This is a genomic window from Spirillospora sp. NPDC048911 (genome assembly GCF_043198015.1).
Lineage (GTDB): Bacteria > Actinomycetota > Actinomycetes > Streptosporangiales > Streptosporangiaceae > Spirillospora.
This window is the reverse complement of sequence record NZ_JBICUD010000005.1, coordinates 265,495-288,795: the sequence shown is the minus strand read 5'-3', so window position 1 is coordinate 288,795 and position 23,301 is coordinate 265,495. Positions and strand designations below refer to the sequence as shown.

General features: G+C 70.6%; 22 protein-coding genes and 2 pseudogenes. 11 read left to right on the top strand and 13 right to left on the bottom strand.

Going from position 1 to position 23,301, the window contains the following annotated elements; translation table 11 throughout:
* Window positions 1-23 precede the first annotated feature (23 nt).
* The 3 genes and pseudogenes from ACGFNU_RS24185 to ACGFNU_RS24175 all read right to left on the bottom strand — a co-directional run.
* Window positions 24-1,028, bottom strand: a pseudogene (locus ACGFNU_RS24185) (acyltransferase family protein); the annotation flags it as partial.
* A 116-nt stretch (window positions 1,029-1,144) separates the two neighbouring features.
* Entirely contained in the window at window positions 1,145-1,927 is a 783-nt protein-coding gene (locus ACGFNU_RS24180) for a glycosyltransferase family 2 protein (protein WP_392596991.1), read from the bottom strand.
* Between the two features lie 11 nt (window positions 1,928-1,938).
* Window positions 1,939-3,459: an MFS transporter gene (locus tag ACGFNU_RS24175; protein ID WP_392596990.1), complete on the bottom strand. Its 1,521-nt coding sequence runs from the start codon at window positions 3,457-3,459 to the stop codon at window positions 1,939-1,941.
* Between the two features lie 134 nt (window positions 3,460-3,593).
* Between ACGFNU_RS24175 and ACGFNU_RS24170 the strand changes: the two genes are divergently transcribed.
* The gene (locus tag ACGFNU_RS24170; protein ID WP_392596988.1) at window positions 3,594-4,616 is read left to right on the top strand and encodes a DUF3068 domain-containing protein; all 1,023 of its coding nucleotides are present in this window, start codon (window positions 3,594-3,596) and stop codon (window positions 4,614-4,616) included.
* Between the two features lie 146 nt (window positions 4,617-4,762).
* A complete protein-coding gene (locus ACGFNU_RS24165) occupies window positions 4,763-5,872 on the top strand; it encodes an NAD(P)H-dependent flavin oxidoreductase (protein ID WP_392596986.1) in 1,110 nt (369 codons plus the stop codon).
* Between the two features lie 43 nt (window positions 5,873-5,915).
* Here ACGFNU_RS24165 and ACGFNU_RS24160 read toward each other — a convergent pair whose 3' ends face one another.
* Both ACGFNU_RS24160 and ACGFNU_RS24155 read right to left on the bottom strand, forming a co-directional pair.
* Window positions 5,916-6,338 carry a VOC family protein gene (locus tag ACGFNU_RS24160; RefSeq protein ID WP_392596984.1) on the bottom strand — a complete coding sequence of 141 codons (423 nt, stop codon included), beginning with the start codon at window positions 6,336-6,338 and terminating at the stop codon, window positions 5,916-5,918.
* 34 nt (window positions 6,339-6,372) lie between these two features.
* Complete coding sequence (locus ACGFNU_RS24155) at window positions 6,373-6,804, bottom strand: helix-turn-helix domain-containing protein (RefSeq protein WP_392596982.1); 432 nt, start codon at window positions 6,802-6,804, stop codon at window positions 6,373-6,375.
* Window positions 6,805-6,973: 169 nt separating this feature from the next.
* Between ACGFNU_RS24155 and ACGFNU_RS24150 the strand changes: the two are divergent.
* A pseudogene (locus ACGFNU_RS24150) lies at window positions 6,974-7,300 on the top strand (Uma2 family endonuclease); the annotation flags it as partial.
* Between the two features lie 51 nt (window positions 7,301-7,351).
* Here ACGFNU_RS24150 and ACGFNU_RS24145 read toward each other — a convergent pair.
* The 3 genes from ACGFNU_RS24145 to ACGFNU_RS24135 form a co-directional block, all read right to left on the bottom strand.
* Window positions 7,352-7,603: a hypothetical protein gene (locus ACGFNU_RS24145; RefSeq protein WP_392596981.1), complete on the bottom strand. Its 252-nt coding sequence runs from the start codon at window positions 7,601-7,603 to the stop codon at window positions 7,352-7,354.
* Between the two features lie 163 nt (window positions 7,604-7,766).
* Window positions 7,767-8,201: a hypothetical protein gene (locus tag ACGFNU_RS24140; protein WP_392596979.1), complete on the bottom strand. Its 435-nt coding sequence runs from the start codon at window positions 8,199-8,201 to the stop codon at window positions 7,767-7,769.
* A gap of 105 nt (window positions 8,202-8,306) precedes the next feature.
* Window positions 8,307-9,116 (bottom strand): crotonase/enoyl-CoA hydratase family protein, encoded by an 810-nt coding sequence (locus ACGFNU_RS24135; protein WP_392597739.1) that lies wholly within the window; start codon window positions 9,114-9,116, stop codon window positions 8,307-8,309.
* 156 nt (window positions 9,117-9,272) lie between these two features.
* Between ACGFNU_RS24135 and ACGFNU_RS24130 the strand changes: the two genes are divergently transcribed.
* The 7 genes from ACGFNU_RS24130 (at window position 9,273) to ACGFNU_RS24100 (ending at window position 17,820) form a co-directional block, all read left to right on the top strand.
* A complete protein-coding gene (locus tag ACGFNU_RS24130; protein WP_392596978.1) occupies window positions 9,273-10,838 on the top strand; it encodes an acyl-CoA synthetase in 1,566 nt (521 codons plus the stop codon).
* Entirely contained in the window at window positions 10,828-11,766 is a 939-nt protein-coding gene (locus ACGFNU_RS24125; protein WP_392596976.1) for a Zn-ribbon domain-containing OB-fold protein, read from the top strand. The genes ACGFNU_RS24130 and ACGFNU_RS24125 overlap by 11 nt, the downstream gene beginning before the upstream one ends.
* 97 nt (window positions 11,767-11,863) lie before the next feature.
* Window positions 11,864-12,904 (top strand): thiolase domain-containing protein, encoded by a 1,041-nt coding sequence (locus ACGFNU_RS24120; protein ID WP_392596975.1) that lies wholly within the window; start codon window positions 11,864-11,866, stop codon window positions 12,902-12,904.
* Window positions 12,897-14,054, top strand: a complete 1,158-nt coding sequence (locus ACGFNU_RS24115) for a thiolase domain-containing protein (protein ID WP_392596973.1) — start codon at window positions 12,897-12,899, stop codon at window positions 14,052-14,054. The genes ACGFNU_RS24120 and ACGFNU_RS24115 overlap by 8 nt, the downstream gene beginning before the upstream one ends.
* 72 nt (window positions 14,055-14,126) lie before the next feature.
* Window positions 14,127-15,698 carry an acyl-CoA synthetase gene (locus tag ACGFNU_RS24110; protein WP_392596972.1) on the top strand — a complete coding sequence of 524 codons (1,572 nt, stop codon included), beginning with the start codon at window positions 14,127-14,129 and terminating at the stop codon, window positions 15,696-15,698.
* A 63-nt stretch (window positions 15,699-15,761) separates the two neighbouring features.
* Window positions 15,762-16,232: a MarR family winged helix-turn-helix transcriptional regulator gene (locus ACGFNU_RS24105; RefSeq protein WP_392596970.1), complete on the top strand. Its 471-nt coding sequence runs from the start codon at window positions 15,762-15,764 to the stop codon at window positions 16,230-16,232.
* A 1-nt stretch (window position 16,233) separates the two neighbouring features.
* Window positions 16,234-17,820, top strand: a complete 1,587-nt coding sequence (locus ACGFNU_RS24100; protein ID WP_392596969.1) for a serine/threonine-protein kinase — start codon at window positions 16,234-16,236, stop codon at window positions 17,818-17,820.
* On the opposite strand, the gene ACGFNU_RS24095 is transcribed toward ACGFNU_RS24100, so the two are convergent.
* Genes ACGFNU_RS24095 through ACGFNU_RS24085 form a run of 3 tightly spaced genes read right to left on the bottom strand, consistent with a single transcriptional unit; the run spans window position 17,817 to window position 21,114 of the window.
* Complete coding sequence (locus tag ACGFNU_RS24095; RefSeq protein WP_392596968.1) at window positions 17,817-18,395, bottom strand: TetR/AcrR family transcriptional regulator; 579 nt, start codon at window positions 18,393-18,395, stop codon at window positions 17,817-17,819. The genes ACGFNU_RS24100 and ACGFNU_RS24095 overlap by 4 nt on opposite strands.
* Before the next feature lie 5 nt (window positions 18,396-18,400).
* Entirely contained in the window at window positions 18,401-20,476 is a 2,076-nt protein-coding gene (locus ACGFNU_RS24090) for a YhgE/Pip family protein (RefSeq protein WP_392596967.1), read from the bottom strand.
* Entirely contained in the window at window positions 20,473-21,114 is a 642-nt protein-coding gene (locus ACGFNU_RS24085; protein WP_392596966.1) for an ATP-binding cassette domain-containing protein, read from the bottom strand. Before ACGFNU_RS24085 ends, ACGFNU_RS24090 begins: the two co-directional genes overlap by 4 nt.
* 93 nt (window positions 21,115-21,207) lie before the next feature.
* On the opposite strand from ACGFNU_RS24085, the gene ACGFNU_RS24080 reads away from it, so the two are divergent.
* Window positions 21,208-21,654, top strand: coding sequence for a hypothetical protein (locus ACGFNU_RS24080; protein WP_392596964.1), 447 nt, complete (start codon window positions 21,208-21,210; stop codon window positions 21,652-21,654).
* A 4-nt stretch (window positions 21,655-21,658) separates the two neighbouring features.
* On the opposite strand, the gene ACGFNU_RS24075 is transcribed toward ACGFNU_RS24080, so the two are convergent.
* Together ACGFNU_RS24075 and ACGFNU_RS24070 are read right to left on the bottom strand one after the other, a co-directional pair.
* Window positions 21,659-22,816, bottom strand: coding sequence for a lipid-transfer protein (locus tag ACGFNU_RS24075; RefSeq protein ID WP_392597738.1), 1,158 nt, complete (start codon window positions 22,814-22,816; stop codon window positions 21,659-21,661).
* A gap of 40 nt (window positions 22,817-22,856) precedes the next feature.
* The gene (locus tag ACGFNU_RS24070; protein ID WP_392597736.1) at window positions 22,857-23,297 is read right to left on the bottom strand and encodes a Zn-ribbon domain-containing OB-fold protein; all 441 of its coding nucleotides are present in this window, start codon (window positions 23,295-23,297) and stop codon (window positions 22,857-22,859) included.
* Window positions 23,298-23,301 lie beyond the last annotated feature (4 nt).

The window sequence follows — 23,301 nt, the reverse complement described above, 5'->3', positions numbered from 1 at the left end:
CAGACGGGGAAGTCGACGAGCAGGTTGCCGGTGAACGGCGGGTGGTCCGTGATGTCGAACCAGACGTAGATGACCACGAACTGCCACAGGAAGATGCTGTAGGAGATCTTGCCGAGGAACGCCATCACCCGGTTGCCCAGGATCTGCCGTATCGCCGGATGGCCGGCCGGGGCCAGCGCCACCGGGGCGATCAGGAACGCGGCGACGAGGCCGTACAGCACGATGTGCAGCTCGGTCGTCCAGGCGCTCGCGGCGATGAAGCGGGACACCCCGGTGAGCGGCGTCGAGGCCACGCAGTAGAGCAGCGCGGCCGTGATCCAGCACATGCCCCACGAGGCCGCGACCGTCCGGCAGAACCGGCCCACCGGCCCGCCGTCGCTTTCGGCGTGGGCCCAGACCGACACCACGGCCAGGGCCATCCCCACCGCGAACCAGGCCAGGTAGCGGGGCAGCCAGTTGCCGTAGAAACCCTCGTTCGAGGTGAACGAGACCCCGAGCGCGTAGATCCCGGAGATCAGCGAATAGCCGCCCAGCCCGTACAGGAGCCGCCGGGCGCGCGCGCCGACGTCCGCACCGGCCCGCTGTGCCCAGAGCCGGAGCAGGAGTGCGAGCAGCGGCAGCGCCACGTAGAACGCGGCCTCGACCGTAAGGCTCCAGATCTGGCCCATTCCGTTGGGGCCGAGGTAGTTGTTCCACCAGGGGTGAGGGTCGTAGCTGTAGGTGAGGGTCCCTAGCGAGATCCAGGTCCAGACGTCCGTGAGGTGATCTTCGGCGTACATCACCATCGTCACCGCGACCAGCGCCCAGTAGGCGGGCAGCAGCCGCAGCGCGCGCTTCCAGAGGTAGCCGATCGTCCCGGGCGGCGGACGGAGCCCGAGCGCCGCCGCGGCCCAGGGCCGGTAGAGGAGCAGGCCGGACAGCGTGAAGAAGATCGGCACGCCGATCTCGCCCCGCGACAGCAGCGAGGGCAGCGCGCCCTGGCGGGTGAGGTAGCCCGTGCTCGCCGCGACATGGAAGAGCAGCACCATGAGCGCCGCCACGGCGCGGAGACCGTCGAGCGCGGCGTGGTGCCCGGAGATCGTGGGGAGCCGATCGTCCCGGCCCGCGTGGGGTCGGGGGGCCTGGGGTCGGGGAGCTGCGAGTGTCACGGTGGCCGAAGGGTATCCGAGCGGGATCCGCGGAGCAGGCCCAGCGCCTCGGAGATCTTGAGCGCGACCAGCCCGGCCACGAGGTGGGGCGCGCCCTGCCGCAGGAGTGCCCGCACCGACCGCGGGCGGTTGAACGACCGGGCGTGCGGGCGGGATCGGTAGGCGGGAAGCCAGCGGCCGTAATAGAGGCGCTTGTGGTACGCGGAACGCAGCGTGATGCGGCCTTCGTCGTGCCAGACGACCGCCGTCACCCGGCCGATGCGGAACCCGCCGGCGGCCACCCGGTCGGCGAGGTCCCAGTCCTCGAAGGCGCTCAGCTCCTCGTCGTAGCCGCCGGCCCGCTCCAGGGCCGAACGGCGGAAGACGCGGGCGGCCTCGACCGTCTCGTCGCCGAGGTAGGACCGCTTCTCGACGGCCCGGCAGCGGGCCAGGAATCCCTCGCCGAACGAGAGTTCCGGGATGACGAGGCCGCCGAGGTCGGGCTCGGTGGCGAAGATCTTGACCGCCTGCTCGACGACCTCGGGTTCCAGGACCATGTCGGAGTCGACGAAGGCGATGATCTCGCCGGTGCCGGTCCGCCAGCCGTGGTTGCGCTGGGCGCTGCGTTCGGGCCCGTGGCCCGCCACCACGTCGGCGTGCGCCGCCGCGATCGCGGGGGTCGCGTCGGTGGAGGCGTTGTCGACGACGACCAGCTCCACCGCCTGCGTCTGCGCCCGGACGGAGGCCAGGCACCGCTCCAGCGTGCGGGCGGAGTTCCGGGTCGGGACCACGACGGTCACGCGCGTCGGCGTCAGCGCGGCCTCCCCTCCGGTCGGCGTGGAGTCTCGACGGTGTCGCTGAAGGGTAGTTGGCCGGGTTCGTCCGATGCGATACGTCTCGGTAGCAAACCGGAGAGTACGGCGGCGAGCAGCAACGCCGCCGAGCTGAACGCCAGGGCCCGCGGGGTCCCGTCCGGGGAGATGGCGACCGGGGCCTTGGCGGCACCGAAATAGAGGAGCCCGGCCGCGGCGACGCCCAGGACGCCGCCGAGCTGGGTGACGGAGTTGAAGACGCCCGAGGCCGCCCCGGCGCTGTGGTGGGGCACGTCGCTGATCACCGCGTTCGCCAGGATCGGGAGCGCGAAGCCCATCCCCAGCCCGGCGACGAACAGCCACGGGACCATCGGCCAGGGCGTCAGGCCGCGGCCGGCCGCGGCGGTGAGGACGCTGAGACCGGCCAGCCCGAAGGCCATGATCAGCGTGCCGGCGCCGACCAGGCGGCGGGCGTGGCGGTGGCCGTGCCGGTGCGTGTACTGGGCCGTGCACGCGACCCCGGCGGGCCAGGCCAAGCCGGTCAGGGCCACCCGCATCGGCGACCAGCCGAGGCCGAACTGCAGGCCCCACGTGAGCGTGATGAAGCACGCGGCGACGCCGGCGAAGAGGGCCAGCGTGAGGATCAGCCCGGCGGTGAAGGGGCGCCGGGCGAACAATTGCGGCGGGACGAGGGGGCTCGTGCTCCGCCGCTCGTACGCCGCGAACAAGATCAGGACGGGCAGGGTGCATACGAGGAGCGCCACGGACCACCACGGCCAGCCGTACTCCCGTCCCTGCACGAGAGGGAACATCAACAGCAGCGACGCGACGCTGATCAGCGCCACCCCGATCAGGTCGAGCCGAGGCGGCGGCTTGGCGCGCGAGTCGTCCATCCACCGCGCGGCGCCGGCCAGCGCGACCAGGCCCACCGGAATGTTGACGTAGAAGATCGCCCGCCAGCCCAGCGCGCCGAAGACGCCGTGCTGGGTGAGCAGCCCGCCCAGGATCGGCCCGCCGACCTGGGCCACGCCGAGCAGCCCCCCGTACAGGCTGAACGCCAGCGTGCGCTCGCGGCCGGGCGCGAACTGCACGGTGATCACCGACAGCGCCTGCGGCACCATGATCCCGGCGAACGCGCCCTGGGCCGCGCGGGCACCGATCAGCATGCCGGGGGAGACCGCCGCCCCCGCCACCGCCGACGCGACCGTGAACCCGATGATCCCGGCCAGGAAGACCCGCCGCCGCCCGAGGATGTCGCCGAGGCGTCCGCCCGTGATCAACAGCAGCGCGTAACCGAGCGCGTAGACCGCGGCCATCCACTGCCCGGCGGCGTAACCGGCGTGCAGCTCCCGCTGGATCGCCGGCAGCGCCACGTTCACGATCGTCACGTCCACGAGGTCCATGAACGTGGCGAGCAGCACCGCGCCGAGCGCCAGCCAGCGGCGGCCCGGAAGGGCGAGCCGGGCGCGGCCCGGAGGCCCCGGCCGGCGCCGGCCCGAGGTGCGGATACCGGTGTTCACAAGGGCGCCTTCTGCGGAATCGGCTTATTGGATGACCGGTTTCAGTGGTCCTGTAGGGTAACGCGCACACGCCGGGGTCGGCCCCTCGTGCTCGTGAAACGACGTGTCGTGAGACGCCCTGCGGGAGGTTGGACATGCGCCGGACGTTCGGCCTGGTCCTGGTCGTTTTCGGGGCGTTCTTCCTCGCGATGGCGCCGCTCGTCCGGTTCTATGTCGCCGACCAGATGGTGCGCGCGCCGCTCAACCGCTACCAGCGCACGCAGCTCCAGGCCCAGAACGCCGCCTACTTCGACACGGCGACGCTCAAGATGCGCAAGAACGTCACGCTCGTCGCCGAGAACACCGTGCGCGGCGACGTCCGCGCCAACAACGGCGACAACGACATCGCCGTCTGGGACTCGTCGACCAACATCTACGACAAGGCCCACCCGGACAAGATGATCGAGGTCCAGGGGTACCGGATCGCCTTCGACCGGCGGTCCGCGCAGCTGGTCAACTGCTGCGGCGTCAACATCGGCGGCGACACCAAGGTGCAGATGAGCGGCTACGGCCTGCTCTTCCCGCTGGCGAACGTGGAGAAGCGCGACTACCCGTTCTTCGACATGACCACCCGCCGCTCGGTCCCGATGCGCTTCGAGGCCGAGGAGACGGTGCAGGGCATCACCGCGTACAAGTTCACCCGGCAGGTCCCGGTCACGATGACCCAGAAGGTCACCTTCAAGATGCCGGGCGAGTGGCTCGGGCTGGGCAAGAAGAGCCCCGCCCAGAAGGTCGACCGCTACTTCCAGTCGACGATCACCCAGTGGGTCGACCCGCGCACCGGCGTCCCGGTCAAGGTCCGGCAGGCGATCCACAGCTTCGTCCAGACCCCGGACGGCCGGGGCAAGATGACGGTCGCGTCGGCCGACCTGCGGACCACCGAGCAGGGCGAGAAGAGCCTGGTCTCCCAGGCCGACGCCTACGCCTTGAAGATCGCCGCCGTCCGGGTCTACGTGCCGGTCGGCTCGCTCTTCCTGGGTGTGATCATGCTCCTGCTGGGCGCCATCTCGGGCATGGTGGCCGACCGCAAGGCCGCGCGGCCGCCGAAGAAGCCGGTCCGGCGGGCGGACGGCAAGTTCGGCGAGGTGCAGCCCGGCGAGCCGGTCAAGCGCTCCTGACCTCCCCCTTCCCAGCGATCCCGTGGCGGCGCCACGGGGTCTCTGATACGTGTTCTAACCACCGACCTCAACAACCTGCCCCTCCAGCCGAATCCCCAAAGTAGAACATGTTGCAGTTTGCTGATCGGGGGCCTATCGTTCGGGGTGTGCGGACACGAGTCACCGAACTATTCGGCATCGAGTACCCGATCTTCGCGTTCAGTCACTGCCGCGACGTCGTCGCGGCCGTGAGCCGCGCCGGCGGCATGGGCGTGCTTGGCGCGCTGTACTTCACCCCTGAGGAGCTCGAGCTCGAGCTCAAATGGATCGACGAGAACGTCGGCGGCAAGCCGTACGGCGTGGACGTGGTCATGCCCGCCAAGTACGAGGGCGCCGACCTCGGCGACGCCGACGAGCTGCTCGGCAAGCTGCAGGGCATGATCCCGCAGGAGCACCGGACCTTCCTGGAGGACCTCCTCGCCGAGCACGGCGTCGAGCCGTCCACCGAGAAGGCGAACAAAGCCCTGCTCGGCTGGACCGACCAGACCGCCCGCCCGCAGGTCGAGGTCGCCCTCAAGCACCCCATCGCCCTGCTGGCCAACGCCCTCGGCCCGCCCCCGGCCGACGTCGTGGAGCTGGCCCACCAGCACGGCGTCAAGGTCGCGGGCCTCGCCTCCACGGCCCGCCACGCCCGCAAGCAGGTCGCGGTCGGCGTCGACATCATCGTGGCGCAGGGCACCGAGGCGGGCGGCCACACCGGCGAGGTCTCGACGATGGTCCTGATCCCCGAGGTCGTGGACGCGGTCGGCGAGGAGACGATCGTCCTGGCCGCCGGCGGCATCGGCCGCGGCCGCCAGCTCGCGGCGGGCATGGCCCTCGGCGCCGACGGCGCCTGGACCGGCTCGATCTGGCTGACGGTCGACGAGGCCGACACCCCCGAAAGAGCGATGCCTAAACTCCTGAACGCGACCTCCCGCGACACCGTGCGCTCCCGGGCCTGGACGGGCAAGCCCGCCCGCTTCCTCAAGACCGCGTGGACCGAGGCCTGGGAGAGCGAGAAGTCGCCCGGCTACCTCCCGATGCCCATGCAGTTCATGCTGGTCGCCGACGCCCTGCCCCGCATCGCCCGCTCCGGCGACGGCGAGCTGGTCACCTTCCCGGTAGGCCAGATCGTCGGCTCGATGAACCAGGTCAAGCCCGCCGCCCAGGTCGTCTACGACCTGATCGAGGAGTACGTCGAGGCGATCGAACGCCTCAACACCATCACCGAAGCCTGACCGAAGAGCGCTCCGGCCGCCCACCCGGCCGGAGCGTTCTTCGTTACGGCATGGCCGAGTAGGCCTCGGTCAGGCGGATGTTGTTGCCGGAGGGGTCGCGGAACGCCGAATCGATCCCGTACGGGCGTTCGTCGGGCTCTTCGGTGAACTCCACACCCCGTTCGGTGAGCTCCTTGAACGCGGCGCGGCAGTCGTCGGTGACCAGGAAGACGGTCCCCGCGAAGCCCTTCGCCACCAGCTCCCGCACCTGCCCGCTCGTGGCGTCGTCCATCAGGGGCCGCCCGGGGATCGCCATGAGGACGATCGCGACGTCCGGCTGGCCGACCGGCCCGACGGTGAGCCAGCGGAAGCCCATCTCGGGGATGGTGGCGTCGACGCGCACCTCCATGCCGAGCTTCTGCGTGTAGAACGCGAGAGCCTCGTCCTGGTCGTGCACCCACAACTGCGCGTTGGCGATCTTGATCATCGGGTCCTCCCTCGTCGGTCGCCACCGACGCTAATCAGCGAGGCCGCGCGGCGTCTTCTCGAAACGTCCGGTTTCGCGGACGCCCATATGCACGCAGGACGCACGCGGGTATCAGCGCGAAGTCAACAGCGGGCGGGTATGAGGCGCGGTAGGCCGTCGGTGACATCCCGTACACGCGGCTGAAGCTGGTCGTGAACGAGCCGATGCTCTGAAGCCCCACGCCCACACAGATGTCCGCCACCGAGCGGTCGGTCGTCCGAAGCATGGCCGCGGCCCGTTCCAGCCGCCGAGTCAACAGATACGCATGCGGCGTCTCCCCGAACGCCCTGCGAAACTCCGCACTGAAATGCCCCCGCGAAAGCCCCGCCGCCCGCGCGAGGTCGTCCACGGTCAGCGGCTCGAAATACCGCGCGTCAGCGAGGTCCTTGGCACGCACCAGATGCCGCGCAGGCGGAACAGAGGCCACCCGCCCATTATGTGCATCTTCTCTGCTATTCACGCGCGTCCGAGCAGCGGCGTTCGTCTGTTCATCGAAGGAGAGATCGTCGTGTCGCCGCCCCCGGGGGAGACCATGAGGGAGTCCTGTCCTCCATCGGCCGGCAGGTCGCCAGGCGCTCCACAACACGAAGAACTATCTAGTTCCGGACGGTGTCTTCGCGCCGATGGACCTGGATCTGTTCGCCGGGGCCGAGCCTTGGATGCCTTCAGTTGGTGTCGCGATGGTGGTCGAGGTGACCTCCGGCAAGCCCGAGATGGACCGCTGGATCAAGCGGCACTGCTATGCGAAGGCGGGCATTCCGCTCTACCTGCTGGCAGACCGCGTGGACAGGACGCTGTGCCTGTTCAGCGAGCCTGACCGTGACGCGGGGGACTACCGCGAGGACATCCGGTTGGGCTTCGGCAAGGGGATCGACCTGCCTGAGCCGTTCGGCTTCATGTTGGAGACGGGCGAGTTCCAATAGCCATCGTCGCCGCTGCTAGGAGTGCGAGGAAATCGGCCAGGGCCAGCACGGTCATGAGGCCGCACAAGATTGTGTTCGCCGGTCGATCCGGCCACTGGCTACGGTCACGGCGGGTGCTGCGACCGCCGAGACGAAGCCCGGGACGGTCATCGTGAGGCCCGCTGTCCCGGCCGAGATTTCGAAGCCGTCCGCGATCGACGGGAGCAGGCCGATCGGGAGGATCTCCGTGGTGACGATGGAGAAGATCCCCAGCGTGACCGCGACGACGCCGAGCCGGGGCGCCGAGTTGATCGTTGTGGTCATGCCCCAAGTCGATCAAGGGGCCACGGGTTCGAGCTGGCAGGTTTCCGCCGTCTACCGGTGACATGCTGAACGACCCGCGGATGACGGGGGTGCGCGGGCCGTTCAGGAGCTGGAGCGGCGCGCCTGCTCAGTTCTGAGCGGGTGTCGGCAGGCGCGCCGACGATCAGAAGCGGATCAGCCAGGAGACGACCCGCGCCATCGCGTAGTAGACGGCGGCGGCGATCCCCCAGTTGAGGTAGAGCTGGTGCTCGGGGTTGGAACGGGTGAACGCGTCGTGGAACGGGGTCGCCAGCCAGCGTCCGGCGTCGAGGGTCGAGTCGACGAGGGTGTTGCCCGGGTTGGCGTCGCCCAGGGTGAGCAGCATCCCGAGCACGAGGATCAGGACGGCCGCCCAGCCCGCGCCCATGACCATCGAGCTGACGGGGTTGGGCCGATGACGGGGCCACCGGCGCGGCTTGCGCTCGACGACGACGGTGCGCGTGGGGGTCTGCGTGGCCTCGGCGGTCGTGCGCCGGGGCCACAGGCGCTCTCGCAGGGGCGGGCGCCGCTCCTCCGCGACGGGCGCGTCCTGTCGCTTGCGTCCTATGTTCAGTGCCATGATCCGGTCGCTCCTCCTCTGACACATGCGTCCGGTGCCATAGCCACGGGAAGAGCCGGCAATCAACATGGGTGTTTCCGGATGTGACCTAATGAGGGTTAGGGATCACTTGCCCCGGTAGACGGCGGGACGCTTCTCCTTGAATGCCTTGGAGCCTTCCTTGGCGTCCTCGGAGCCGATGACGGGCCAGCCGATCTCGTCGGAGATCTTGAGGGCCTCCTCTTCGGAGAGGTGCTGCGTCTCGCGGTAGGTGCGGAGGATGCCCTGGACGGCGAGGGGCCCGCATTCGGCGATCTGGTCGGCGAGCTCGCGGGCGGCCTGGAGGGCGGTGCCGGACGGGACGACCTTGTTGATGAGGCCCATGGCGAGGGCCTCCTGCGGGGTCACCGAACGGGCGGTGAGGAGGATGTCCATCGCGGCGGCGTAGCCGATCTGGCGGGGGAGCCGGATCGCGGAGCCGCCCATGGGGAAGAGGCCGCGCTTCGCCTCGTACAGGCCGAGGGTGGCGTCTTCCGCCACTACGCGGAGGTCGGTGCCGACGAGGAGTTCGGTGCCGCCGGCCACGGCGTAGCCCTCGATCGCGCAGATGAGCGGTTTGGTCGGCTGGCCCTCGCGAAGCAGTCCCTTCCAGTGGAAGTTCGGGATCTGCTGCATGCGCTCCTGGACCTTGGGGTCGGAGGGCGGGGTGCCCATCGCCTTCAGGTCGGCGCCCGCGCAGAACTGGCCCTCGGCGCCGGTGAGGATGCCCACGCGCACCTCGGGCGTCTCGGACATGTAGGCCCAGGCGTCGGCGAGACCGACGAGCATGGCCGAGCTCAGCGCGTTGCGGGCCTCGGGACGGTTCATCGTCGCGATGACGACGTGACCGTCCCGCTCGACGGTGCAGTGCTCGGTGCTGATCGGCAGCCGTTCCAACGCGTCCTCCCAGGCAGAAAGAAACAAGAACAGATTCTAGTGGGGAGATCGGCGCGTCAACAGGTCTTGCCCCAGAAAACGAGAACGTGATCTACTTTGGCATTCCGGGGTGAGTGCGACGCTGCTCATCGACCGTGCGACCAACGAGGAGATCCGATGGGATCGTTGGGATTTTGGCGGCTGGCGCAGGCCGATCCGGAGTGGATCGCGGCCGTCGACCCGGAGGGGATCGAGTACACCGCGGGTGACCTGCTCGCCCGTGCCAACCGTGTCGTGCACGGGTTGCGGGGCCTCGGGCTCAAGACCGGCGACGGATTCTGCGGGCTGGTGCCGAACGGCGTCGAGGGCCTGGTGCTCTATCTGGCCGCGTTGCAGGCGGGCTGGTACTACACGCCGATCAACTGGCATCTGACCGGCCCCGAGATCGGCTACATCGTGGCCGACAGCGAGGCCAAGGCGTTCTTCGTGCACGAGCGGTACGCCGAGGAAGGCGTGCGCGGTGCCGGGGAGTCGGGGATCGAGGCGCATCGGCGGTTCGGCTTCGGTGCCGTCGAGGGGTTCCGGCCGTTCGGCGAGCTGGTCGACGGGCAGCCCGACACGTTGCCGGACGACCGCAGCAACGGCGCGACCATGCACTACACGTCCGGCACCACCGGGCGGCCCAAGGGCGTCAAGCGCAAGCTGGCGGGCATCGATCCCGACGACAGCGCCGAGCTGATGACGTTCCTGCTGTCGCTGTTCGGCATGCAGGCCGGGCGTCCCGCCGGGAACGAACCGCAGGCGCACCTGGTGACCTCGCCGAACTACCACACCGCGGTCACCCAGTTCGGCGGCACGGCGCTGCAGATGGGCCACACACTGGTCTACGTCGACAAGTGGGACGCCGAGGAGACGCTCCGGCTGATCGAGCGCTACAAGATCACCAACACGCACATGGTGCCGACGCACTTCAAGCGGCTGCTCGGCCTGCCGGACGACGTCAAGAAGCGCTACGACGTCTCGTCCATGAAGTGGGCCATCCACGCGGCCGCGCCGTGCCCGGTGCCGATCAAGCAGCGGATGCTCGAATGGTGGGGCGACTGCATCTGGGAGTACTACGCGGCCACCGAGGGCGGCGGCACGATCGCCTCGCCCGCGGACTGGCGCGCCCACCCGGGCACGGTCGGCAAGGCCTGGCCGATCAGCGAGCTGCTCATCGTGGACGACGACGGGCAGCCGGTGCCGGCGGGGACGCCGGGCACGATCTACATGAAGATGGCCGGCACGACGTTCGAGTACAAGGGCGACAAGGAGAAGACGGAGAAGAACCGGCTCGACGACCACTTCACGGTCGGCGACATCGGCTACCTCACCGAGGACGGCTTTCTTTTCCTGTCCGACCGCAAGTCCGACATGATCATTTCCGGCGGCGCGAACATCTACCCCGCCGAGATCGAGAACGAGATCACGCTCCACCCCAAGGTCGCCGACGTGGCAGTCTTCGGCATCCCCGACGACGAGTGGGGCGAGCAGATCAAGGCCATCGTCGAGCCCGCGGCGGGCGTCGCGCCGGGGCCGGAGCTGGCCGCCGAGATCCTCTCCTCACTGGAGGGCCGGCTGGCCAAGATGAAGTGGCCACGGTCGATCGACTTCATCGAGACCATGCCGCGCGAGCCCAACGGCAAGCTCCTCAAGAGGAAGCTCCGCGACCCGTACTGGAAGGACCGCGAGAGTGCCATCTGAAGCCCCCAACCACGTCCTCGAGTTCCCCGGCGGTTACACGCGGTCGGTCGGGCCGGTCATCGGCCGGTTCCTGAGCGAGCTGCGCGACGGGCGCCTGGTGGGCGTGCGCACCCAGGCAGGGAAGGTGCTCTTCCCGCCGCTGGAATACGACCCCGACACCGGCGAGGCGGTGACGGACGAGTACGTCGAGGTCGGGCCCGCCGGCACCGTCCAGAGCTGGTCGTGGGTGTCCCGGCCGCTGAAGGTGCATCCCCTCGACCGCCCGTTCGCCTGGGCGCTGATCCAGCCGGACGGCGCCGACACCGCGCTGCTGCACGCGCTCGACGTGGGCGTGCTGGACGAGGGCGCGGACGCCCCGCGCTTCCTCAAGACGGGCATGCGCGTCCGGCCCAAGTTCCGCGGCCGGGGCAAGCGGGCCGGGTCGATCGGCGACATCGAGTGCTTCGAGCCCGAGGTCACGATGATCAACGCGCCGTCGCGGCTGGAGTACGACCTGCGGGGCGGCCGGGCGCTCGACCGCTTCCTGGAGGGCGTGTCGCAGGGCAAGCTCATCGGCCACCGGTGCCCGGTCTGCGAGCAGGTCATCGTCCCGATGAAGGGCCTGTGCCCCAAGGACGGAGTGCCCACCACCGAAGAGGTCGAGGTCGCCGACACCGGCACCGTCACCACGTTCGCGGTGAACAACCTGCCCGACCCGCGCGCCCCCGAGGTGCCGTTCGTGTCGGCCTACATCCTGCTGGACGGCGCCGGGCTCACCATGCTCGCCCTCGTCGCGGGCATCCCGGCGGACCAGGTCCGGATGGGCATGCGGGTCAAGGCGGCCTGGAAGCCCCGCGAGGAGTGGGGCAAGACCATGGCCAACATCAAGTGGTTCGAGCCGCTCGACGAGCCCGACGTCCCCTTCGACGCGATCAAGGACTACCTGTGAGTGCGCCGCCGCCCGGCGGCCGGACCGAGGAGCCAGGGACGAGCGACGAGGGAAGCCGCCGGGTCGAAGCGGCGGCGCACCGTGAGCGGAGCGAACAATGAGCAGAGATGTGGCCGTCGTCGCGTTCGTCCAGACGCGGCACACCGCCGAGGACACCGGGCAGGCCGAGGTCGAGCTCCTCGCGCCGGTCATCACCGAGATCAAGGAACGCACCGGGGTGAAGCGCTTCGGCTTCACCTGCTCGGGGTCGTGCGACTACCTCGCCGGCGCGCCGTTCTCGTTCGTGTCCGCGCTCGACGCGGTCGGCGCCTGGCCGCCGATCATGGAGTCGCACGTCGAGATGGACGCGGCGTGGGCGCTGTACGAGGCGTGGGTCAAGCTCCAGCACGGCGAGATCGACACCGCGCTGGTGTACGGCTTCGGCAAGCCCTCGCAGGGAACGCTGCGCGAGATCATGACCCAGCAGTTCGACCCGTACTACCTGGCGCCGCTCGGGGTCGACCAGGTGTCGCTCGCGGCCCTCCAGGCCCGCGCCTACCTGGAACGGTCGGGCGCCAAGGAGGACGATCTGCGCGCCGTCGCCGCCCGGTCCCGCGCGGCCGGCCGCGACAACCCGTTCGCCCTCCACCTCGACGAGCCCGGCGACTCCGGTTACGACGTCGCGCCGCTCCGCCCGCACGACATCGCGGCGGACGCCGACGGCGCGGCGGCGATCGTGCTGGCCGCCGGCGACAAGGCTCGCGAGCTGTGCGAACGGCCCGCCTGGATCACCGGGATCGACCATCGCAGCGAGGCCCATCTTCCCGGCGTACGCGACCTGACCCGCTCGGAGTCGGCCCGGATCGCAGGCGAGAAGGCCGGCGCCACCGGCATCGAGGTCGCCGAGCTGCACGCCCAGTTCACCCACGAGGAGCTGATCCTCCGGGAGGCGCTGGGCCTCGGCGACGACGTGACGGTCAACCCTTCGGGCGGCGCGCTGTCGGCCAACCCGGTGATGGCCACCGGCCTGATCCGCATCGGCGAGGCCGCCGCCCGCATCGCCGACGGCACCGCCACGCGCGTGCTCGCGCACGCCACGTCCGGCCCGTGCCTCCAGCAGAACCTCGTCTGCGTCCTTTCGGGAGAGAACAATGGGTAACCCGTGCGCGATCATCGGCGTGGGTCAGACGGCGTACAAGACCAAGCGGCTGGACGTCTCGATCGCCGGGCTGGTCCGTGAGGCGGCGCAGCGCGCGCTCGACGACGCCGGGCTGACCTGGAACGACATCGACGCGGTGGTCATCGGCAAGGCGCCCGACCTCTTCGAGGGCGTCATGATGCCGGAGGCCTACCTCGCCGACGCGCTCGGCGCGCGCGGCAAGCCGATGATGCGCGTGCACACGGCGGGCTCGGTCGGCGGCTCGACCGCGAACGTCGCGGCGAGCCTCATCCAGAGCGGCGTGCACGACCGGGTCCTCACCGTGGCGTGGGAGAAGCAGTCGGAGTCCAACGCCACCTGGGCGCTCACCGTCAACACCCCCTACTCGACCTCGCTGGTCGTCGGGGCGGGCGGTTACTTCGCCCCGCACATCCGCGCGTACATGCGGCGTTCCGGCGCCCCCGACCACATCGGCACGCTCGTCGCGGTCAAGGACCGGGAGAACGCGCTGAAGAACCCGTACGCGCACCTCAAGATCCCGGGCATCTCGCGCGAGATGGTCGAGTCGACGCCGATGCTCTGGGAGCCGATCCGCTACCTGGAGACCTGCCCGTCGTCCGACGGCGCGTGCGCGATGGTGCTCGCGTCCGAGGAGGCCGCGCGCAAGACCCCCAACAAGCCGGCCTGGGTGCACGGCACCACGATGCGGTCCGAGCCGATCTTCTTCGCGGGCCGCGACACGGTGAACCCGCAGGGCGGCATGGACGCCGCGGCCGACGTCTACCGGCAGGCCGGCATCGCCGACCCGCGCAGCGAGCTCGACGTCGCCGAGGTGTACGTGCCGTTCTCCTGGTACGAGCCGATGTGGCTGGAGAACCTCGGCTTTTGCGGCGAGGGCGAGGGCTGGAAGCTCACCGAGTCGGGCGCCACCGCGCTCGACGGCGACATTCCGTGGAACGCCTCCGGCGGCGTGCTCTCGTCCAACCCGATCGGCGCCTCCGGCATGATCCGGTTCGCCGAGGCGGCCCTCCAGGTCCGCGGCCTCGCCGGGGAGCACCAGGTCGAGGGGGCCCGCCGGGCCCTCGGCCACGCCTACGGCGGCGGGGCCCAGTTCTTCGCCATGTGGATCGTCGGCAGCGACAAACCGTAGTTCTCCACCCGGGGCGAAGGCGCGCGCCCCGGGCACCCACCCACTTCCCGCCCCTCCGGAGGAAGAAGCCCGATGGAGTTCAATTACGCGGACATGTTCGAGGGAGTCGCCGACGCGATCGGGGACCGCGTCGCGCTCGTCTGCGGCGATCGGCGGCTCACCTACGCCGAGCTGGACGCCGAGGCCAACCGGCTCGCGCACCATCTGGACGGCGCCGGCGTGGCGCCCGGGCAGCACGTCGCGATCCAGCTCTACAACGGGATCGAGTACGCGGTCGCGCTGCTGGCCGCGCTGAAGATCCGGGCCGTGCCGATCAACGTCAACTACCGCTACGTCGAGTCGGAGCTGCTCTACGTCTACCGCGACTCCGACAGCGTCGCGCTGCTCTACGACGCCGAGTTCGACGAGCGGGTGGCGGCGACGGCCCCGCAGGTGCCGGCCATCCGGCATCTGATCGCGGTGGCGGGCCCGTCCACGGTCCCCGGCGCCGTCGCCTACGAGGAGGCCATCGCCGCCCAGCCCGCCACGCGCGGCTTCCCGGCGAGGTCGGCCGATGACACCTACATCATCTACACCGGCGGCACGACCGGCATGCCCAAGGGCGTGATGTGGGGCATGGAGGACATGCTCCTCGCGTTCTGGAACCCCACCTTCCCCCGCCCGGGCAAGCCGCAGGACGTCGTCGACCAGGCCGTGAACGCCGGGCACGTCACCATGATGCCGATCGCGCCGCTGATGCACGGCGCCGCGCAGATGGCCACGTTCATCTCCTGGTGGATGGGCGCCACGGTCGTCTACGTCCGCAAGTTCGAGGCGGCGGAGGTGTGGCGGACGATCGAGCGGGAGAAGGTCAACTCCGTCACGATCACCGGCGACGCCATGGCCATCCCCATGGTGGAGGAGCTGGAACGGCCGGGCGCCTCGTACGACGTGTCCAGCCTGTTCGCCTACGTCTCCACCGGCGCCATCCTCTCCGGCACCGTCAGCGACCGCCTGGCCCGCGCGTTGCCCAACGTCATGATCCTGGACCGGTTCGGCTCCACCGAGTCCGGCTCGACCGCCGCGGCCGTCGCGGGCTCGACCCCCGAGAAGGGCCTGCGGTTCGCGCCGGACGTGGAGAACGTGACGGTCCTCGACGACGCCCTCAAGGTGGTCCAGCCGGGCTCGGGCGTGGTGGGCCAGGTGGCCCGCTCCGGCTGGATCGCGCGCGGCTACTACAACGACCCCGAGAAGACGGCCCGGACGTTCCCCGAGGTGGACGGCAAGCGCTGGCTCCTGACCGGTGACATCGCCACCGTCGAGGAGGACGGCTCGATCGCCGTGTACGGCCGGGGCTCGCAGGCCATCAACACGGGCGGCGAGAAGGTCTTCCCCGAGGAGATCGAGGCGGTCCTCAAGGGCCATCCCGCGGTCTACGACGCCGTGGTCACGGGCATTCCGGACGAACGCTGGGGCAGCCGCGTGGCCGCCGTCATCCAGCCGCAGGGCGAGCCCCCGTCCCCCGACGAGCTCGACGCGCACTGCCGCAAGGAGCTGTCGGGCTACAAGGTCCCGCGCACCTACGCGTTCGTCGACGAGATGAAGCGCTCGCCCGCCGGCAAGGCCGACTACCGCTGGGCCAAACAAATAGCCCAGGAGGCCTGACAGAGCCGTCGCCCGCCTGCCCTGGTAGAATCTCTCGGTATAAGAGAGAATTGGGGTGGGTGCGTGTCGAACCCGGAACGGGCGCGGATGGAGCGGGAGCTGCAGCTGGCGATCCAGCGCAGCACCATGTGGACGGTGCTGCTGCACCACACCACCGCGAGCAAGGCCGGCATGAACGTCACGGACGCGCAGTGCATCAACGCGCTGACGCTGGACGGGCCGCAGACGCCGGGGCAGCTCGCGCAGCTCATGGGCATCACGACCGGGGGAGCGATCACCGCCGTCATCGACCGGCTGGAGAAGGCCGGGTTCGTCAGGCGCACCCGGGATCCGGACGACCGGCGGCGGGTGATCATCGAGCTGGTGCCGGAGAGCATCGGGCGCTTCGCTCGGTACTTCGAGCCGATCGCGCGGGCCTTCGGCGAGAAACTGGACGGCTTCACCGACGAGCAGCTGGGATTCCTGCTCGGGTATGTGAGCGACAACAACACGATCATGCCGCGGGTGATCGAGCAGGTCCGCGAGATGCCCTAGGGTGCTGATCCCGGCATTCCAGGAGCGGTACGGCATGAACATCCCCGGCTACGAGCTCGTCGAGACGCTGGGCGCGGGCGGGTTCGGCACCGTCTACCGCGCCCGCCAGCTCTCGGTGCGGCGCGAGGTGGCGCTGAAGGTCGACAGCCGCTCGCTCACGTCCGAGCGCGATCAGCGGCGGTTCATGCGCGAGGTCACCGCCGCCGGGCGGTTGTCCGGCCACCCGCACGTCGTCGCTGTTTACGACGCGGGCGTGCTGCCGGACGGGCGGCCGTACATGGTCCTGGAGCTCTGTCCGGGCGGCTCGCTGAACGACCGGCTCCGGGAGCGTGGCCCCTTCCAGCCGCCGGAGGTGCGCGACATCGGCGTCAACATCGCCGACGCGCTGGCCGCCGCGCATGCCGCCGGGGTCCTGCACCGCGACGTCAAGCCCGCCAACATCTTGGTGGACCAGTACGGCAACCCCGGGCTCGCGGACTTCGGGCTGGCGAGCATGCCCACGCCCGGAATGGAGTCATCGGCCACGCGCGAGGCGCTGACGCCCGCGTACGCGCCGCCGGAGGCGTTCCGGCTGGACGAGCCGGGCCCGGCGGGCGACGTCTATTCTCTCGCGGCCTCTTTGTACGCGCTTTTGTCCGGCCGGCCGCCGCACTTCCCGCCTGATCGCCAGCTGAGCATCGCGGCCCTGATGGCGGCGCAGCAGCAGCCCGTTCCCGATCTCCCCGGCGTACCGACGTCGCTGACCGGGGTGCTCCGGCAGGCCATGGCGTTCGACCGGAACGCCCGCATTCCCACCGCCGACGCCTTCCGGGACGCGCTGGCCGGTGTCGACATGCAATCACCGACGCCGCTGCGCACCGTGATGGCGCCGCCCATGACGATCGGCGGGCACACGACCGAGCCTGCGGTTGCTCCCGCCGGGCAGTCGCGGGGGTTGTCGCAGGGCCTCATTCTCGGAGCCGCGGCGCTGGTGGGTGCCGGCATCCTCGGCGCGGGCGCGCTGGTCGCGTTCGCGCCCGATTCGGGCTCCGATTCGGGCTCCGATTCGGGCAAGGGCTCCGGCCCCGGCAAGTCCGGCACTTCGCAGCAGGGCGGTGGAACCACGCCGGGAAAGGGCTCCGGCAACGCCAATACGGCGGCCGCTGACAAGAAGCTCTACGGCGTGGAGACCGTCACCGCGAACTGCCCGGCCGCGCTCGTGCCCGGCGCCCGGGCCCGCTGCACCCGCACGGCGGAGTGCTGGGGAGGCGGTGTCTGGGTGAACGGCTGGATCCTGTCGATGAGCAGGTTCGACTGCAAGGAGCCGCACGGCCGCCAGGTCTTCGCGATCGCCCTCATGCCGCCCGACGGCGAGACCGGCGACCGGGACCTGCTGGCCAAGAACCCGACCGTGCGCAAGGTCTGCAACAAGAACGTCCTGCGGCGGTCGCTGCAGGGCCGGGCGGCCAAGTACCGGTCGCTGCGGTGGGACGTGGGCTTGATCCCGCCTTCGCAGAGCCGGTTCGAACAGGGCGACCGCATGTACCGCTGCGTGGGCGAGGTGCCCTACGGCAAGAAGCTGATCGGCGGCGTCTTCCGTCCCCGTTAGCCCGCGAGGCGGCCGCGCAGGAGGTCCATCAGGGTGGCGTGGACGTCGGCGAGCGGGCGTTCCGGCTGGAGCGTGCGCCAGTCGAGCGCGACCGTGAAGACCATGCCGAAGACCGCGGACGCGGCGATGCCGATGTCGAGGTCCTCGCGCAGCTCACCGGCGGTGACGGCGGCGCGCAGCACGTCGGCGATCACGCCGATCGCCTGCTCGCGGATGAGCCGGGCGGCGTGCCGCCAGTCGCCGCCGCCCGACCGCCAGGTCTCGGCGATCAGCAGCCGGGCGAACGACTCGTGCTCGCCGATGAACGCCAGCTCCGCGCCGACGACCGCCTCAAGCGCCGCCAGCGGTTTGCGCCCTCGCGACGCCTCCCGCAGCGTGGCCGAGAGTCGCTCGATGCCGTAGTCGAGCAGCGCCGTGAACAGTGCGGCCTTGCTGCCGAAGTTGTAGTAGACCGTTCCCTTGGCGACGCCCGCCGCGTCCGCGATCTGGTCGACGGTGGTCGCCGTGAAGCCCTGCGCGGCGATCAGCTCGATCGCCGCCGCGAACAGCCGCTCGCGGGTCGCCGTCCTGCCCATGGGCCTCACAGTTTCAGTACGGGGTGGAGCCGCTTCATCGTCCACACGCGGTTCTGCCGGGCGGCCAGGGACGTGAGCGCGAGCCCGCCTGCCAGGAAGGCCGCCAGCACCGCACCACCCTGCCACACCGGGAGCAGGCTGCCGCCACTGATCAGATGACGGACGGCGGTGACCACCCACGGCATGGGCAGGTACGGCTGGATCGCCTGGAAGAATCCCGGGCTCGTCTCGATGGGATAGGTACCCGCCGCGGACGTCAGCTGCAACATCAGCAGGGCGAGCGCGAGGATGCGCCCGACCGGCCCGAAGCGCGCGTTCACCCACTGGATCACGGCCAGGAACGCGGCGGACGCGAGCGACAGGAAGGCGATCAGCCCCGCCCAGTGCTTGGCCTCCAGTCCCAGGCCGAAGTGCAGCACGGCCAGCACGACCCCTGCCTGCGCGACCCCGATCGCGGCGGCCGGAAGCCAGCCCGCCAGCGCGACGCGCCAGCCGGGCGCGGTCCCGGCGAGAGCCCGCGGGTTGAGCGGGCGCAGCATCATGTAGATGACCATCCCGCCGACCCACAGCGCGAGCGGCACGAAGAACGGCGCGAAGCCGGTGCCGTAGTTCGGTGCCTTGTTGTCGGTGGTGCTGGCCAGCCGCACCGGGCTGCTCATCATGTCGGCGCGGTCGTTCCGCTCGCCCTTGCTGTACGAGGGAACCTGCTTCACGCCGTCCTCAAGCCCCTGGGCGAGGTCGTTGCTTCCTTGGGAGATCTGCAGCAGTGCGGTGTCGAGAGTTACGGCGCCCTCCGAAAGCTGCCCGAGCCCACTGGTCAGCTTGGACGTCCCAGTGAACGCCTTGCCGGTGCCAGCATCGACCTGAGCGGCGCCGGAGGCGACCTGGCGGGCGCCGTTGTTCAGGCGGTCCACGTTCCGCCGAGCCGCCTCGACCTTGCCCGCGAGAGTGGGCGCGTTCGCGGCGACCTTGCGTGCGAGCCGCTCGGCCTCGCGGGCGTCGGCGGCGAGCTTCTTGAGGTCGGCCGTGTGCGTCTGGATGTACCTGTCGACCTGGCGTGCCACCGACACGACCTGGCCGGCGGCCTGCGTCAGCCTGTGCCGGACGTTCGGCGGGATCTCCGGGTGGGCGGCGAGGTAGCGGTCGAGCTGGGCCTGAGCCGCCTCCGCGGCCCGGACGGCCTCGCGTGACTGAGCGGGAAGGGTCCCGGCGGCATCGGCCAGACGGTCGGCTCCCTTCGCCACCAGCAAGGCGGCGGAACGGATCTGCGGGGCGTTCTCGCGCAGCAGCGGCACGACCGCGTCCGCCGCCCTGTCGACCGTCGCCGTCAATTGCCGCATGCCGTCGGACACCTGCCTGCTGCCGTCGGCAAGCTCGCCGGTGCCGTCGTGCAGTGTGCCGAGCCCAGAGGTCAGCTGCTCACCGGCCGAGTGCGCCTGGCCGAGCTTGCCTGCCAGCTTGCCTGCGCCGTCATGCGCCTTGCCGGAACCGTCCGCGAGCTGCCCGGCGCCATCCGCGGCCTTGTCGAGCTCACCGTGCAGCTTGCCGAACGAGACGAAGATCTGGTCGAAGTAGCCGCGCACCGCGTCGCTCCCGGCCGCCGTGCTGACCTCCTTGAACGCGGCCTGGGCGAGCGTCCCGACCACGTAGTTGTTGGCGTCGTTCATCTGCAGCTTCAAGGCCGCCGCCTGGGGCGCCCCGGAGCCGCTCGGCGAGACGATCCGCGAGCTGAAGTCGGAGGGGATGGTGAGCGACATGTAGTACTTGCCGGACCGCACGCCGTCGTCCGCCGCGTCCTGGCTGACCGTGTGCCAGTCGAAGACCTTGCGCTTCTCCAGCTCGGCGGCGAGATCCGCACCGGCCTGGACCGTCTTCCCGTCCGCCTTGGCGGGCTTGTCGTCGACGACGAGCGCGACCGGTACGTGGGAGAGGCGGGCGTAGGGGTCCCAGAACGACCAGAGGTAGAGGCCCGCGTACAGCAGTGGCAGGAGGACGAGTCCGGCCACCGCGATCCGGGTCAGCCGGTTCCGCCCGAAGCGCCGTAGCTCCAGGCCGCCCGACGTCAGCGCGGGAAGTCTCATCGGGAGGGCTCCAATTCGATGATCTGGGCGACGTCTTCGGCAGGGGCGGGGTCGTGGCACGTCGCGACGACGGTCACGCCGGAGTCGGCGATGGCGCGCAGCCGCCGCCACAGCTCGTGCTGCCGGTCGGAGGGCAGGCCCTCGTCCACGTCGTCGAGGAGCAGCAGGCCGGGCTCGCCGATCAGGCCGAGCGCCGCTCCGAGCAGCTGGGCCTCGTCGGGGGCCAGATCCTGGACGAGGGTTCCCGGATCGACGTCCAGCCCGACCCGGCCGAGCGCCTCACCGATGCGCGCCTTCCGTCCCCGCCATCTGCCGAAGATCCCTTCGTGCAGGTCGAGGGCCTCGCTGACGTGCTCCCGTACCGTCAGCGAGGGGTCGAGCTCGGTGACCCCGGCGATCACGCCGAGGGCGGCGACGCGCTGGACGCCGCGCCCCAGTTGCCGATCGCCGATCATGCCGATGCCGCCGGTGGGTTCCATCCGGCCGCCGAGGGTGAGCAATAGGGCCGTGCGCCCGGAACCCGCGATGCCGCTCACCGCCGCCAGGCCCCCCGCCGGGACGGTCGCCGTCACGTCGCGGAAGACCCACCCGCGTGAGCCGCGGAGGGAGAGTCCTCGGGTTTCCATCCGGAGTGCCATCGCCGCCACATTCCTATTTGAACTGACCAGTCAGTACAAAAACCAATGTAGCCCCGCCGGATGGTGATCTGCCCGTTCTGCCAGACTCGGCGCATGTCTGATTCGTCACGTACGGCTCGCCGGCTGGCCGCGTTCCTGGCCACCATGGGCACGACGCACTTCCTCGTGCCGCGGCCCTTCGACGCGATCGTCCCCGCACGTCTGCCGGGCAAGGCGCGGACGTGGACGCACCTCAGCGGCGTCGCCGAACTGGGCGTCGCGGCCGCGGTCGCCTACCCGAAGACGCGCCGCAAGGGCGCGCTCGCGGCGGCGGCGCTCTTCGCCGCGGTCTTCCCGGCGAACGTGAAGATGGCCCGCGACTGGCGGCACCGCCCGCTCCCGCTGCGCGCCGTCGTGTACGGGCGCCTGCCGATCCAGGCCCCGCTGATCGGCTGGGCCCTGCTGGTCGCCCGCAACGCGGGAACCCACAACGCGGGAACCCACAACAAGGGCGCCCGCGACACGGGCACCCGAGACAAGGGCGCCCGCAGCGCGGACTAAAGCGTCAGCGAACGGTGATGATGGCCGAGCCGTGGCCGAAGAGGCCCTGGTTGACGGCGATGCCGGCGCGCGCGTCCTCGACCTGACGGCCCTCGGCCTGCCCCCGCAGCTGCCAGGTCAGCTCGCAGACCTGGGCGATGGCCTGCGCGGGGATGGCCTCGCCGAAGGAGGCCAGGCCTCCGGAGGCGTTCACAGGGATGCTGCCGCCCAGGGCCGTGGCGCCGGACCGGAGCAGCTCCTCCGCCCCGCCGACCTCGCAGAGGCCGATGTCCTCGTACCAGTCCAGCTCCAGGGCGGTCGACAGGTCGTACACCTCGGCCAGGGAGAGGTCTTCGGGCCCGATGCCCGCCTCCTCGTACGCGGCGTGCGCGATGGCGGAGCGGAACGGCCGCTCCGGCTCGGGGACGGTCATCGCGGAGTCGGTCGCGAAGTCGGGCAGGTCGATCACGGTCTTGGGGAACGTCGGCGTCACCGTCGACAACGCCGGGATGCGGACCGGATCACTGACGCCGTGCCGCCGCGCGAAGTCCATCGACGACAGCACCAGGGCCGCGCCGCCGTCGCTGGTCGCGCAGATGTCCAGGAGCCGCAGCGGGTCGGCGACCACGGCCGACTCGGCCACGTCCTCCGCCGTGACCTCCTTGCGGTACCGGGCGTTGGGGTTGGCCAGCCCGTGCCGCGCGTTCTTCACCTTGACCGCGGCGAAGTCGTCCAGCGTGGCGCCGTGCAGGGCCATCCGGCGGCGCGCCGCGAGGGCGAAGTAGATCGGGTTGGTCGCGCCGAGGAGCCGGAAGCGAAGCCAGTCGGGGTCATCGGGACGGTCGCCGCCGACCGGCTTGAAGAACCCCTTCGGCGCGGCGTCGGCACCGACGACGAGGGCGACGTCGCACAGCCCCGCGAGGATCTGGGCACGGGCGTTGCCGATCGCCTGCGCGCCCGACGCGCAGGCGGCGTAACAACTGGAGACGCGGGCCCCGGACCAGCCGAGCGCCTGGGCGAACGTCGCGCCCGCGATGAAGCCCGGGTAGCCGTTGCGGATGGTGTCGGCCCCGGCGACGTACTGGACGTCGGGCCACGACAGCCCGGCGTCGGCGAGCGCGGCGCGGGCGGCGGCCAGGCCGTATTCGACGAAGTTGCGCCCCCACTTGCCCCACGGGTGCATCCCGGCCCCGAGGACGGCGATCTCCTTGGTCGCGCTCCCGCTAGTCACTGGGCCTCCACATCCACACGGTGTACTCGGCCTCGTCGTCCTCGAAGAGGGTGCCGGTGGTCAGCTCGACCTCCATGCCGACCTCCAGGTCGGCGACGCCGACGCCCGGCACCGTCTGCCCGAGGACGACGATGCGTTCCTCGGTGAGCTCCACGGCGGCGATGGTGTAGGGGACGAAGGGGTCGGGGGAGACGTAGGGCGGCGGCGGCTTGTAACGGGCGTCCGCGTACGACCAGATCGTGCCGCGGTTGGAGAGCGCGTGCTCCTCCAGCTCCGAGCCGTCCTTCGGACCTCCGCAGCCGGGGTTGCGGCAGGCCAGCTCGTTCCGGGGGAAGTAGGGGGTGCCGCAGCTCGTGCAACGCGTGCCCAGCAGCCGGACGTCCCCTGAATCCGTGGTGAACCAGCCGTCGACGGCGGGGCGCCGTTCCTTCATGGTG

Excerpts from the sequence above, each read along its gene's own strand:
- ACGFNU_RS24145 (WP_392596981.1), bottom strand. The coding sequence starts at position 7,603 with ATGACCACAACGATCAACTCGGCGCCCCGGCTCGGCGTCGTCGCGGTC.
- ACGFNU_RS24090 (WP_392596967.1), bottom strand. The coding sequence starts at position 20,476 with ATGAGACTTCCCGCGCTGACGTCGGGCGGCCTGGAGCTACGGCGCTTC.
- ACGFNU_RS24115 (WP_392596973.1), top strand. The coding sequence starts at position 12,897 with ATGGGTAACCCGTGCGCGATCATCGGCGTGGGTCAGACGGCGTACAAG.
- ACGFNU_RS24095 (WP_392596968.1), bottom strand. The coding sequence starts at position 18,395 with ATGGGCAGGACGGCGACCCGCGAGCGGCTGTTCGCGGCGGCGATCGAG.
- ACGFNU_RS24170 (WP_392596988.1), top strand. The coding sequence starts at position 3,594 with ATGCGCCGGACGTTCGGCCTGGTCCTGGTCGTTTTCGGGGCGTTCTTC.
- ACGFNU_RS24110 (WP_392596972.1), top strand. The coding sequence starts at position 14,127 with ATGGAGTTCAATTACGCGGACATGTTCGAGGGAGTCGCCGACGCGATC.
- ACGFNU_RS24070 (WP_392597736.1), bottom strand. The coding sequence starts at position 23,297 with ATGAAGGAACGGCGCCCCGCCGTCGACGGCTGGTTCACCACGGATTCA.
- ACGFNU_RS24085 (WP_392596966.1), bottom strand. The coding sequence starts at position 21,114 with ATGGCACTCCGGATGGAAACCCGAGGACTCTCCCTCCGCGGCTCACGC.
- ACGFNU_RS24075 (WP_392597738.1), bottom strand. The coding sequence starts at position 22,816 with ATGCACCCGTGGGGCAAGTGGGGGCGCAACTTCGTCGAATACGGCCTG.
- ACGFNU_RS24160 (WP_392596984.1), bottom strand. The coding sequence starts at position 6,338 with ATGATCAAGATCGCCAACGCGCAGTTGTGGGTGCACGACCAGGACGAG.
- ACGFNU_RS24120 (WP_392596975.1), top strand. The coding sequence starts at position 11,864 with ATGAGCAGAGATGTGGCCGTCGTCGCGTTCGTCCAGACGCGGCACACC.
- ACGFNU_RS24130 (WP_392596978.1), top strand. The coding sequence starts at position 9,273 with ATGGGATCGTTGGGATTTTGGCGGCTGGCGCAGGCCGATCCGGAGTGG.
- ACGFNU_RS24140 (WP_392596979.1), bottom strand. The coding sequence starts at position 8,201 with ATGGCACTGAACATAGGACGCAAGCGACAGGACGCGCCCGTCGCGGAG.
- ACGFNU_RS24080 (WP_392596964.1), top strand. The coding sequence starts at position 21,208 with ATGTCTGATTCGTCACGTACGGCTCGCCGGCTGGCCGCGTTCCTGGCC.